Annotated in this window: 12 protein-coding genes; 3 read left to right on the top strand and 9 right to left on the bottom strand. The window is 66.9% G+C overall.

Annotated features, from left to right (window positions below; translation table 11 throughout):
- Positions 1-112: 112 nt before the first annotated feature.
- Both BMX57_RS06695 and BMX57_RS06690 read left to right on the top strand, forming a co-directional pair.
- Entirely contained in the window at positions 113-1,126 is a 1,014-nt protein-coding gene (locus BMX57_RS06695; protein WP_092363997.1) for an aldo/keto reductase, read from the top strand.
- On the top strand, positions 1,123-1,578 hold the full coding sequence (locus BMX57_RS06690; RefSeq protein ID WP_229724197.1) for a MaoC family dehydratase: 456 nt from the start codon (positions 1,123-1,125) through the stop codon (positions 1,576-1,578). Before BMX57_RS06695 ends, BMX57_RS06690 begins: the two co-directional genes overlap by 4 nt.
- On the opposite strand, the gene BMX57_RS06685 is transcribed toward BMX57_RS06690, so the two are convergent.
- From BMX57_RS06685 to BMX57_RS06670, 4 genes are read right to left on the bottom strand one after another with little or no spacing between them, the layout of a single operon-like run.
- Entirely contained in the window at positions 1,569-2,843 is a 1,275-nt protein-coding gene (locus BMX57_RS06685; RefSeq protein WP_092363994.1) for a glycerate kinase type-2 family protein, read from the bottom strand. The genes BMX57_RS06690 and BMX57_RS06685 overlap by 10 nt on opposite strands.
- Complete coding sequence (locus tag BMX57_RS06680) at positions 2,843-3,154, bottom strand: Dabb family protein (protein WP_092363991.1); 312 nt, start codon at positions 3,152-3,154, stop codon at positions 2,843-2,845. The genes BMX57_RS06685 and BMX57_RS06680 overlap by 1 nt, the downstream gene beginning before the upstream one ends.
- Positions 3,155-3,156: 2 nt before the next feature.
- Complete coding sequence (locus tag BMX57_RS06675) at positions 3,157-3,942, bottom strand: enoyl-CoA hydratase/isomerase family protein (protein ID WP_092363988.1); 786 nt, start codon at positions 3,940-3,942, stop codon at positions 3,157-3,159.
- Complete coding sequence (locus tag BMX57_RS06670; RefSeq protein WP_092363985.1) at positions 3,939-5,519, bottom strand: acyl CoA:acetate/3-ketoacid CoA transferase; 1,581 nt, start codon at positions 5,517-5,519, stop codon at positions 3,939-3,941. Before BMX57_RS06670 ends, BMX57_RS06675 begins: the two co-directional genes overlap by 4 nt.
- 122 nt (positions 5,520-5,641) lie before the next feature.
- On the opposite strand from BMX57_RS06670, the gene BMX57_RS06665 reads away from it, so the two are divergent.
- The gene (locus tag BMX57_RS06665; protein ID WP_092363982.1) at positions 5,642-6,460 is read left to right on the top strand and encodes an aldo/keto reductase; all 819 of its coding nucleotides are present in this window, start codon (positions 5,642-5,644) and stop codon (positions 6,458-6,460) included.
- Positions 6,461-6,512: 52 nt separating this feature from the next.
- Here BMX57_RS06665 and BMX57_RS06660 read toward each other — a convergent pair whose 3' ends face one another.
- From BMX57_RS06660 to BMX57_RS06640, 5 genes are read right to left on the bottom strand one after another with little or no spacing between them, the layout of a single operon-like run.
- On the bottom strand, positions 6,513-8,123 hold the full coding sequence (locus tag BMX57_RS06660; protein ID WP_092364367.1) for a GMC family oxidoreductase: 1,611 nt from the start codon (positions 8,121-8,123) through the stop codon (positions 6,513-6,515).
- Between the two features lie 10 nt (positions 8,124-8,133).
- The gene (locus BMX57_RS06655) at positions 8,134-9,636 is read right to left on the bottom strand and encodes an aldehyde dehydrogenase family protein (protein WP_092363979.1); all 1,503 of its coding nucleotides are present in this window, start codon (positions 9,634-9,636) and stop codon (positions 8,134-8,136) included.
- A gap of 36 nt (positions 9,637-9,672) precedes the next feature.
- Positions 9,673-10,236 (bottom strand): hypothetical protein, encoded by a 564-nt coding sequence (locus BMX57_RS06650; RefSeq protein ID WP_092363976.1) that lies wholly within the window; start codon positions 10,234-10,236, stop codon positions 9,673-9,675.
- Positions 10,237-10,249: 13 nt separating this feature from the next.
- Complete coding sequence (locus BMX57_RS06645; protein WP_092363973.1) at positions 10,250-11,278, bottom strand: zinc-dependent alcohol dehydrogenase; 1,029 nt, start codon at positions 11,276-11,278, stop codon at positions 10,250-10,252.
- Positions 11,275-12,216, bottom strand: coding sequence for an ABC transporter permease (locus BMX57_RS06640; RefSeq protein WP_092363971.1), 942 nt, complete (start codon positions 12,214-12,216; stop codon positions 11,275-11,277). Before BMX57_RS06640 ends, BMX57_RS06645 begins: the two co-directional genes overlap by 4 nt.
- Between the last annotated feature and the right edge of the window lie 12 nt (positions 12,217-12,228).

The following is a 12,228-nucleotide window of genomic DNA, read 5'->3' as shown; positions in this document are numbered from 1 at the left end:
CGTTTAGTTACTTATAGGCCGGTTTCCGGGGCCGGTCAAGTCTCGGATGCCCCTTGATCCAAACCACCAACTGTGGCTTTATTAACTGAATGGTTACTTTTGGGAGAGCAAGATGAAGCCGGACAGCAAGGTGAAATTCGGGCGCGTCGATCTGGAGGTGACGCCCTTCGGTTTCGGCACGGCCCCGATCGGGAACATATTTCGCGAGATCGACGAGGACACCTCGGAGGCGATGATCCAGGAGGCCTGGGGCCGGGGCGTGCGGTATTTCGACACCGCGCCCATGTATGGCCACGGCCTGTCCGAGCTGCGCACCGGGCACGCGCTGCGGTGGAAGGACCGCGACGATCTCGTGCTGTCCTCCAAGGTTGGCCGCATCCTGAAACCCGCGCGCAAGCAGGATATCGACTATGCGCCCTGGACCAATGCGGGCCGGTTCACGATACATTTCGACTACAGCTATGACGGCACGATGCGCAGTTTCGAAGACAGCCTTCAGCGGCTCAACCTCGAGCGCATGGATATCTGCTTCATCCATGACATCGACGTCTTCACCCGCGGGACAGAACAGCCCGAGGTATTCGAGCAGGCGATGAACGGCGCCTGGAAGGCGCTGTCCGAGTTGCGCGACCAGGGCGTGGTCAAGGCCATCGGTGTCGGCGTGAACGAATGGGAGGTCTGCCACGCCGCCCTGCAACGGCGCGACTTCGACTGTTTCCTGCTGGCCGGCCGCTACACGCTGCTGGAACAGGATGCGCTGAACGAGTTCCTGCCGCTTTGCGAGGAGCGCGGCGCGGCGGTGGTCGTGGGCGGCGGGTTCAACTCGGGCATCCTCGCCACCGGTGCCCGCGAAGGCGCCAAGTACAACTATGCCCCCGCCCCCGACGACATCATGGACAAGGTTCGCAGGATCGAGGCCGTTTGTGCCGATCATGACGTTCCCCTGCCGGCGGCGGCGCTGCAATTCGTCGTGGCGCACCCGGCGGTTCCGACCTTCATGGCGGGCACGCGCACGGTCGAGCAGCTGCAACAGAACCTCGCCTGGTTCAGCCATCCCATCCCGGAGCCGTTCTGGGCCGATCTCAAGGCCAAGGGGTTGCTGCGCGAGGACGCGCCGACACCGTGACCGGGCGCGTGCTGCCGCCGGGCCGGCACGGCCTGGCCGACCTGGCCGTCGGAGACACCATCCGCACCGCGTCGCGCCGCATCACCGCGCAGATGATCGACGCCTTCGCCGAGTTGAGCGGAGACCGTTTCGAGATCCACATGGACGCCGGCGCCGCCCGCCGCCACGGTTTCCCCGACCGGGTGGCGCATGGGCTGCTGGTGCTCTCGGTCGTCGACGGGCTCAAGAACCGGACGCCGGCGCAGTTCGCGGCCATCGCATCGCTCGGCTGGGACTGGCAATTCAAGGCACCGGTGCTGGCGGGTGACGAGATCCGGGCCACGATCACCGTAACCCACTTGCGGCCCACTTCCGATGGCGCGCGGGGCATCGCCACGCTGGGTTTCACCGTGACGAACCAGGCCGGCGCGACGGTGCAGACCGGCACCAACCGGCTGATGATCTATGCCTGAGGTCGGACCAGTATTGCCCTGAAATCGTTGACATTCGTGCCTGTCGGCCCCGGATCGAACAGGTCATCCACAGCGTCGAACGCGCCCCAGGCATCATGGGCCGCCAGCGCCGCAACGGGATCGACCCCGGCGGCGCGCATCCGCCCGGCACTCCGGCCATCGGCAAAGGCACCGGCATTGTCCTCGGACCCGTCGATCCCGTCAGTGTCGGCGGCCAGCGCGGCGATGCCGTCCAGCCCGTCCACCGCGTTGGCAAAGGACAGGAGCAACTCGCTGTTGCGGCCACCGCGACCGCCCGTATTTCTGATCGTCACCGTGGTCTCGCCGCCCGACAACAGGACAACCGGCGGCACGAAGGGCCTGTTCCGCATCCGCACCTCGCGCGTCAGCGCAGCCAGGACCCGGCCGACCTCGCGCGCCTCGCCCTCGATGGCATCCGACAGGATCACCGGCGTGATACCGGCTTTCTCCGCCCGTGCGGCCGCAGCCTCGAGCGACAGGCGGGCCGAGGCGATCACCCGTGTCGATGACCGGCCAAACACGGCGTCACCCGGATCGGGCGCGCGGGCGGCCTCGCTGTTCAGGTGCCGCAGGATGCGGTCGGGAAGGTCGATTGCATGGTTCGCGATCAACGCCCGCACTTCGTCCAGGCCGATAGCGGACGGCACGGTCGGGCCGGAGGCGACCTCGGCCGGGTCATCCCCCGGCACATCGGACACGACCAGCGAAACCACCCGCGCCGGCCAGGCGGCGGCGGCCAGCCTGCCGCCCTTGATCCGGCTGGCATGTTTGCGGATGGCGTTCATCACGCCGATGGGCGCGCCCGAGCGCAGCAGCGCCGCGTTCAGCGCCTGTTCGTCCTCCAGCGTCAGCCCGTCCGGCGGCGCGGGCAAGAGCGCCGAGCCACCGCCGCATATCAGGGCCACCACCAGATCATCCTCGGTCAGGCCGGACACCGCGCGCAGCAAGGCGTCGCTTGCCGCCAGCCCCGCCGCGTCCGGCACCGGGTGGGCGGCTTCGAGCACCCGGACATGGCGGCAGGGCACGGCATAGCCGTAGCGCGTCACCACGACCCCTTCGACGGGATCGTCCCACAGGTCTTCGAAGGCGGCGGTCAGTTGCGCGGCGCCCTTGCCCGCACCGATGACGACCGTGCGGCCGGCGGGCCGCTCCGGCAGATGCGGGCGCAACGCCTCGGCCGGATCGGCGGCGGCCACCGCGGCATCGAACAGCCCGGTCAGAAAGGATCGGTCTTCAGGCGTCATCAGAGTTCGATATCACAGACAAACACCCCGTCGGCACCCCCGTCGAGGCAGGAAACGATGTCGGCGCCGATGGCCTGATGCACCTCGTCGCCGAGATAGGCGTCGCGCACGGCGACATCGCGGAAATCGAACCAGAACATGTCCAGAAAGCCCCGGACAAGCGGCGTTTCCACCGACAGGTTGGCGCGGGTCTGGAAATCCTCGATCCCGTCGATGCGCGATCGCAGATCCGACAGGCGGTCATAGAGCGACTGCTTGGTCGCGGCGTCCGTGTCGGACTTGAACCGCAGATGCACCAGGTGTCGGATCATGCTCACTCTCCCTTGCCGCCGAAATCCGGCTTTCGTTTCTCGCGGAAGGCCTCGACGCCCTCGCGCAGCTCGTCACTGGCCGCGGCGATACGCCCGGCCAGCGCCTCGAAGACACGCTCGCGCTCCTCGCCTTCGGCCGCGTTGATCAGCATCTTGGTCAATTCCGTCGCCAGCGGCCCACGCTTCAGCACCTGGCGTGCCAGGTCCAGCCCCGCCTCCAGCCCCGCGCCCGTCTCGACCACCTTGTCCGCCAGGCCCTCGGCCAGCGCGGCGCGCGCGTCCAGAACCTCGCCGAACAGCGCCATGCGCCGCACCAGTCGCGCGCCGAAGCGGCGGGTGGCGCGCTGGGTTCCCGACCATCCGGCGATGATGCCCAGCCCGGATTCCGGCTGGCCGAAGGTCACGTGATCCTCGGCGATGCGGTAATCGGCGCAGGCGGCCAGCTCCAGCCCGCCCCCGAGTGCAGGACCGTTCAGCACCGCGATCACCGGCTGTCGCAAGCGGGCCAGCCGGTCAAAGGCCTCGTGCCCGTCGCGCACCCAGTGGCGGGCGAACTCGGCCGGGCTCTGGCCGCTCCACGCGGTGATGTCGCCGCCCGCGCAAAAGCTCCGCCCGGATCCGGTCAGGATCAACACGCCGATATCGTCGCGCCGCTCGATCTCGCGGCACAGGTCCGCCAGCATATCCATCATCGCGGCATCGAGCGCGTTGCGCTTGTCCTCGCGGGCGATGCGCAGGATGCCGACCCGGCCCGAGACCTCCAGCAGGAAGGGATCCCTGCCCGTCATGCCTTGGCCAGCGCCAGTTGCATGGGCGCCTCCCGGAAGAGGCGCGCGTCCATCGTTGCCAGATCGTCGGCCACGCGCAGTTCGGTTGCGGCCTGGTCCAGGATGTCGCGCTGCAGGTCCAGACCGGGCGCGATCTCCGTCACCATCAGAGCGCCATCCACAAGCCGGATGACGCAACGCTCGGTCACATAGGTCACGTCCTGCCTCTGCGCCAGCGCGCGCGCGCCCGAGAACGAGACCTGATCGACCGCGTCCACGAATTTCGCCACCTTGCCCTCGGCATCGATCTTCAGGCACCCATCCTCGATCCGCAGCTTGGCGCCTGCGTTGAAATTCCCCGAAAACACGATCTTGCGCGACCGCGCAGTGATGTCGACGAACCCGCCTGCCCCGGCGGTGCGATGCGGCACCGCCGACAGGCGCGAGACGTTCACCGACCCGTCACGCCCGACTTCGAGAAAGGACAAAAGCGAGGCGTCGAAGCCGCCGGCCTGGAAATAGCTGAACTGATGCGGCGACGCGACAAAGGCCTCGGCGTTGGCCGAACAGCCGAACTTGAAATCCAGCAGCGGAATACCCCCGACAGCGCCCTGCTCGATCATCCATGTCACCGCCCCGTGCAGGCCTTCCTCGACCAGGATCCGCGGGACATTGGCCGAGATGCCGAAGCCGATATTGACGGCCCAGCCATCGCGCAGCTCCTGCGCGACACGGCGGGCGATGACCTTGCCCACGTTGAACTCGGCATTGCGGAAGCTCTCCAGCGGCCGGATCAGCTCGCCCGAAATGGCCGGATCGTATTGCGTGGCGGTCGTCTGAAGCTGATCGGGGGCCTCGACCACAACATCGACCAGGATGCCCGGCACGCGCACGTCATGGGGCCGGATCGACCCGTTCTGCGCGATGCGCTTGACCTGGGCGATCACCAGCCCGCCGGAGTTCCGCGCGGCCAGCGCCATCTCCATCGCGCCCAGATAGGCGCCCTCCTGCTCAAAGCTCAGGTTGCCCCGCTCGTCTGATGTCGTGGCGCGGATGATCGCGACATCGGGCGCGATGGAGCGGAAATACAGCCAGTCCTCGCCGTCGAACTCGCGATGCGACACGATCGGCTCGGCGCGCGCGGCCTCGTTCATCGCGCAGCCCTCGAGCTCGGGATCGACAAAGGTTCCCAGCCCGACCTTGGTCAGCACGCCGGGCCGTTTCGCCGCCGCCTCGCGCAGGATGTCGAAGACGATGCCCGACGGCACGTTATAGGCCCTGACCTGGTTGGCGGTGATCATCTGCCAGATCTTCGGCGGCTCGGCCTTGGTCGGACCCGACGGGTAGGACCCGCCGATGATCCGAGCCAGCAGGCCCGGCTTGGCGATGTGATCGACGCCCTTGGTTCCGAACATGTCGCCGGCCGCGATGGGATGAACCGTGGTCAGGTTGCGCGGCGCGCCCTCGGCGTCAAAGCGTGCGCCCAGGGCCGCCAGCACCGCATCGGGGCAGCACAGGCCGCTGGAAGAGTTCACCGCCACGATGGCGCCGTCCCCGATCCGGGCTACGGCCTGTTCGGCGGTTGCGACCTTGGACATATCCGGTTGCTCCCTAGTAACTAAATGGTTATTAATATGCCGGCAAGCCGCGCATCAATCAAGGCCAATATTCCCGCCCGCCTCGGCAGGTCGGGCGGGACGAACCGCAGGGAGACAGACCGGTGAAACCATATTTCGAGAAGACTTACCAACGCTCTTTCGGGACCTTCCCGCTGAAGGGGCAGGACTTGTTCGACGCGGTCCAGGCCGCGGCCGAGACCGGCTATCGCGCCTTCGACACCGCGCAGATGTATGAAAACGAATCCGACACGGGCGAGGCGCTGAAGGCAACCGGCCTACCGCGCGACGAGGTGCTGATCACGACCAAGGTGAACATCTCCAATTTCTCGGACGACGCCTTCCTCCCCTCGGTCGAGGACAGCCTGCGGAAACTTCAGGTCAGCCAGGTCGACGTTCTCCTTCTGCACTGGCCGACGCCCGGCGGCGACATCAAGCGATCCCTGCAACTGCTCCAGCAGGCCCATGATCGCGGGCTTACGAAACATATCGGCGTGTCGAACTATACTGTCCGGATGATGCGCGATGCCCGAGCCATCGTGGACGCGCCGCTGGTCACCAACCAGGTCGAGTTTCACCCGCTTCTGAACCAGGACAAGCTGCTGGCCGCCGCCACCGAGACCGGCATTCCGCTGTCGTCCTATTGCTCGGTCGCGCGCGGCGCGGTCTTCAAGCACCCGATCTTTGCCGAGATCGGCGAAACCTATGACAAGAGCGCCGCCCAGGTCGTCCTGCGCTGGATCCTGCAGAAGGGCGTGAGCATCAACACGATGTCGACCAAGCCGCAGAACATAAGGGCGAATTTCGACGTCATGGATTTCACCCTCTCCTCCATCGACATGGACCGGATCGACGAGATGACCCGGACCGGCTACCGGATCGTCGGCAAGGATCTCGTACCCTTCGCCCCGGATTTCGACTGAGCAAGCGCGAGGCGGCAGCTTGCAGGCCGCCCCGCACGCAAATCGCAAGATGTCAGCGGTTGCCGCGAATGAGGTCGGCGGCCTTTTCACCGATCATGATCGTCGGCGCGTTGGTGTTCGACCCGATCAGGCTGGGCATTACCGAACTGTCGCAGATGCGCAGGCCATCGACGCCGCGCACGCGCAGCTGCGGGTCGACCACGGCCATCGGATCGCCGTCCGCGCCCATCTTGCAGGTGCAGGTCGGATGGTACGAGGTCCGCCCGTATTGCCGGGCATAGGCCTCATAGTCGGCCTGCGTCCGCACCTCGTCGTCGGGAAAGCGGATCTTGCGGATGTATTTCCCGAGCGCCGCCTGTTCGAAGATCTCGCGGCTGGTCTTGACCCCCTCGACCGAGGTTTTCAGATCGTCGGGATGGCCCAGGAAATTCGGGTCGATAACGGGCGCATCCTCTGGCCTGGACGAGCGCAACCGGACCGTCCCGCGCGCCTTGGGCCGCACCGTATAGCTGTTGAGCGTGATCCCCGACGACCCCGGCGGCACGCTGGGCACGCCGGCCTCGGCCCCGGCGCCGGCCAGGAAATGAAATTGCAGATCGGGAACCTGTTGCCCCTGCGACGGATCGGAATGCCAGAAGGCCCCGCCCTCGACCACATTGGAGGTGACCGGGCCGGAGCCGAACAGGTAGTATTGCGCGCCGGCCCAGGCCATCCAGTGCCACTTGTTGTATTTGTCCAGGCTGTCATGGCCCTTCAGCTCGGCCACGATGTCGATGCCGAAATGGTCGTTGAGGTTCTCGCCCACACCCGGCAGGTCCGCCACCACGTCGATCCCCTGCGCGCGCAGATGCGCCGCGGGGCCCAGTCCCGACAGCATCATCAGCTTGGGCGTCCCGATGGCCCCCGAGGTCAGCAGCACCTCGGACTCCGCCCGCGCGGTGTGCCGGCCGGACTTGTCGGCAAACTCCACCCCCACAGCCCGCCCGTTCTCCACCACGATGCGGTTCACAAGACAGCCGGTCCGGACGCTCAGGTTGCCGCGCTTGAGCGCCGGGCGCAGGTAGCCCACGGCGGCCGAGCAGCGTTTGCCGTTCTTCGTCGTGGTCTGGTAGACGCCCGCCCCTTCCTGCACCGATCCGTTGAAATCGGGATTGTAGGGAATGCCGCGCTGCTGGCAGGCCTGCACGAAGGCGCGGGTCATCGGCTGCGGATCGGGAATGTTCGAGACGCTCAACTCGCCCTCGGTGCCGTGCCAGTCGCCGGCCAGGACCGTGTTGCCCTCGGATCGGATGAAGAATTTCCGGATGTCCTCGAAGGCCCAGCCATCGGCGCCCTCGTCCCGCGCCCAGCGGTCAAAATCCGTCGGGTGCCCGCGGGTGAACACCTCGGCATTGATCGAGGATCCGCCCCCGATCACGCGGGCCTGGGCATAGGGGATCTCGCGGTTGTTGGCGTGTTTCTGCGGCGTGGTGGTCAGACCCCAGGTCAGGGGGCCGGTGGTCATCTTGGCGAAGCCGACCGGCATGTGGATCAGCGGGTGCCAATCCTTGCCACCCGCTTCCAGCAGCAACACCCGGCAGGCAGGATCCTGCGTCAGCCGGTTGGCCAGGACGCATCCCGACGAGCCGCCGCCGATGATGATGAAATCATACCCCTCCGCCATGCCGATCACCTCACGCGATCCACGGGCTGCGTTTGCCGATCTCGATATGCACAGACTTGACCTGGGTATACTCCTCGACGCCATAGATCCCGGCCTCGCGGCCCCAGCCCGATTGCTTGAACCCGCCCAGCGGCAGTTCCGGCCCGCCCGCCAGCGTGGTGTTGACCCAGAACCGCCCGGCCTGCACCCGGCGGGTCACGGTCAGCGCCTTGTCGATATTCTTGGTCCAGACGCTGGCGGCAAGCCCGTATTCGGTGTCGTTGGCGATTGTGATCGCCTCGTCCACCGTGTCGAAGGGCAGGACCGTCAGGACCGGTCCAAAGATCTCCTCGCGGGCGATGGCCATCTCCGGGGTCACATCGGCAAAGACCGTGGGCGCGATGAATTGCCCCTGCCCCAGATCGACCGGTTCCCCGCCGCAGACCAGGCGCGCGCCCTCGGCCTTGCCCTTTTCGATATAGCCCAGGATCGTGCTGTTCTGCGCATCCGTGGTGATCGCGCCGATCTGCGTCGCCTCGTCCAGCGGATCGCCGACCACCGCACGGGCCAGCTTGTCGCGCACCATCTGCGTGACATCATCCGCGACCGCGCGTTCCACGATCAGGCGCGAGCCGGAGACGCAGCACTGGCCGGTGTTGAAGGCCATGCCGAAGGCCACGCCGTCGGCGGCATCCTCCAGATCGGCGTCGGCAAAGACGATCTGCGGGTTCTTTCCCCCCAGTTCCAGCCCGAGCTTCTTGAAGTTCGACCGGCCCGAGGCCTCGACCACGCGCCGCCCCACCGCGGTGGAGCCGGTGAACGACAGCATATCGACGCGCGGATGGTCCAGCAGCGCCTGCCCGATGGTCGCGCCGGATCCGGTCACCACGTTCATGCACCCGTCCGGCAGCCCTGCCTCGGTCAGGATCCCGGCCAGGATCAGCGTCGTCGCGCTGGTCACCTCGGAGGGTTTGGCGACGATGGTGCAGCCCGAGGCGAGGATATAGGGCACCCGCTCGCACAGGATCAGGAAGGGGAAGTTCCAGGGCGTGATGAGGCCCACGACGCCCACCGGCTCTCGCGTGACCAACCCGAACATCCCGTCACCGAGATTGTTGAAGCTGTCGCCATGCAGGCTGCGCGCAAGGCCCGAGGCATATTCGAACATGTCCGCGCAGCCGCCCACCTCGGCCCGCGCCTGGCTGATCGGCTTGCCGTTCTCCAACGTTTCCCAGTACGCAATCTCGTCGGCGCGTTCCCGGATCAGCGCACCGGCCCTGAGCAGGACGGCGGCGCGGGCCTGCCCGTTCAGCCCCGACCAGCGCCGGTCCTCGAAGGCCGCGCGGGCCGCATCCACCGCCCTGTCCAGGTCGGCGGCCGTGCATTTGGGAATCCGGGTCACCGGGCAGCCATGTCCCGGCGAGTTGCGCAGGAACACATCCCGCTCGCCCGCCGGAACGCTCTTCCCATCGACGTAAAAGCCGAAATCGCGGGGTTCGGCCGGCGGCGATAGCCGCGTGCTGTTCTGATCCATCAGTCTCTCCTTTTGCGCCCGGTATGGCCGCCTCGCTCAGGCCCGCCGGTCCAGCGCATGCCGCCAGTCGTTCCAGCCGCCATCGACCGAGGACGGCGCGGCGTGCCATTCCGGCATCGGCCGGCCGGTGGCGGGATCCTTGGCCGGAATGGGCAGCATCATGATGCGTTTGCAGGCGCGCTTGTAGTCCTCTTCCGACAGGAATTCCTCCTGGATGTCGTCCCAGTCGCGCCCGTCCGGATAGCCGCCGCACATGTGGATGTCCTCGGCCTGCGCCACCATCTCGTGGCTGACGCCGGCGGGCATGACGATCACGTCGCCCGCCTCGATGCGCACCCGCGTCCAGCCGCCCTCGCCCACCGACAGGTTGAACTCCATCCAGCCCTGGGCACAGCCCAGGCATTCATGGGTGGTCGAATGGAAATGGGCGTATTCGTAGATGCCCGGATAATCCCAGTTGTTGGACCAGCCGTTCGAGCGAAAGCGCTCCTTGATCGCGTCGGCGCCACCGCCGGGCACCGCTCCGCGATGCACGAGCAGCGGAAAGCGGCTGTTGGGGATCCTGCCCTGCGGCTGTGATGTATAGGCCTCGGTCTGCATCCTGTGTCCTCCCTTACGATGGCATCACGATCTGCGTCTTCAGATCGCCCGGCCTGTCGGCGATGGAGTCGAAGGCCGCCTGAATCTCCGCCAGCGGATAGGCGGCCCGGGTGAAGGCATCGGTTGCGATGCGGCCATACACCAGCAGCGTCAGCGCGTCATGCATGTCCTGCCCCATGCCCGCGACCGAGCCCTTGACCGAGTTTTCCTGCAGGATCGTGTCGAGGATCGGCAGCGCCAGTTCGGCGTCGGGTCCGGTCAGGCCGAAGGCCGCAAGGTGCCCGCCCTTGCGCATCAGCCGCAGCCCGGTCCGGTAGAGATCCGCCTGCCCCACGCTTTCGATCACCAGGTCGGCCCCGCGCCCCTGCGTGGCCTCCAGAACCGTCTGCCGCAGCGTGGCCGGATCGCTGACGCCGATATCGGCGCCGCAGTCCAGCGCCAGGGCCACGCGATCCGCCGCGATGTCGGTGACGATGATCGGTGCCGCGCCGATCGTGCGCAAAAGCTGCACATGCAGGTTTCCGATTGGTCCCGCGCCGATGACCAGGGCCGATTGCCCGAAGCTCACTCGCGCCTTGCGCGCCGCGCGCACGACGCAGGCCAGCGGTTCGGTCAGGGCCAGAACCGCATCGGACACCCGATCCGGCGCGGGAATGACCAGCCGCGCGGGAACCACCATGTGTTCGGCAAAGGCGCCGTCCATCGTGATGCCCATCTGCCGCATCTCGGGACAGTTGAGGATCTCGTTCCGCCGGCACCAGAAGCAGCGGGTGCAGCCGATATTCATGTCGACCACCACCTTGCCGCCCGGCGTCAGCCCGGTCACATCCGGCCCGAGCGCCGCGATGGTCCCGGTGAACTCATGGCCCGGGACCATCGGCAACTGCTCGGCCGCGTAGTGGCCGTGGAAGATGTGCAGGTCGGTTCCGCAGATGCCGACCCGCGAAATCCTGATCAGCGCCTCGCCCGGCCCGGGCTTCGGGATCGGGCGCTCCTCGATCTCGAAACGCCCCGGCTCGACAAGAACGGCCGCCTGCATCATTTCACGATCCGCATCTTCGAGCGGTCGATGGTCATGGCGATGGCGACGATCAGGATGATGCCGAAGATCATCTGCTGCATCGTCGCATCGACCTCGAGATAGACCATCGCGGTGCGGATCACGACCACGATCAGCGTGCCGACAAGCGTGTTGATGACGCCGCCGACGCCGCCGGTGAGCGGCGTGCCGCCCACCAGGACGGCGACGATGGCGAGGATCAGGAAGCCGTTGGCCAGATTGGCATCCCCGCCCGACAGCTTGACCGAGAACATCAGCCCGGCGATGGCCGCGAATGTGCCCGACAGCGCAAAGGCGAGGATCTTGATCCGATCCACATTCAGGCCCGAGGATACCGCGGCCAGCTCGCCGGCGCCCACGGCCTTGAGCGCGCGGCCGAAGGTGGTCCTTGTCTGCAGGAACCAGGCCAGCGCCAGCAGGATCCCCGCGATCACCAGCTCATGCGGCACGCCGGCCGTGGTTCCGAACATCCAGCCAAAGCTGGCATCGCGGGCCTCGGCATTCATCGACAGGGCGCGCTCGCCCGACAGGAACCGCGCACCGGACAGGGCGATGAAGCCCATGGCCAGCGTCGCCACGAAGGACGGCACGAACTGCCGCGTCGTGACCCAGCCCGAAACCGCGCCGATGGCGAAACCGGCCAGGACGCAGATGACCGCGACGAACACGCCGAACTGCGCCAGGTAGACCGTCGCCACGACCGTCACCAGGTTGGCGACCTGCTGCACCGACAGGTCGATCCCGCCGATATAGATCGCGAAGGTCATGCCAAGCGCCATGATGAACAGCGGCACGATGTCCGCCACCACCGACACCAGGCTGGCCGGGTTCAGAAAGGACGGGTTGAGCGCACCGACCAGCAGAACCAGCGCGCCCAGCGTGATCCAGGGGAAATACGGCTTGAGGGTTTCGAGTGACATGGCGCGTGGTCC

It is taken from the genome of Cribrihabitans marinus (assembly GCF_900109035.1).
Classification (GTDB): Bacteria; Pseudomonadota; Alphaproteobacteria; order Rhodobacterales; family Rhodobacteraceae; genus Cribrihabitans; species Cribrihabitans marinus.
The sequence above is the reverse complement of the archived record's forward strand: the minus strand, read 5'-3'. Positions and strand labels throughout refer to the sequence as shown.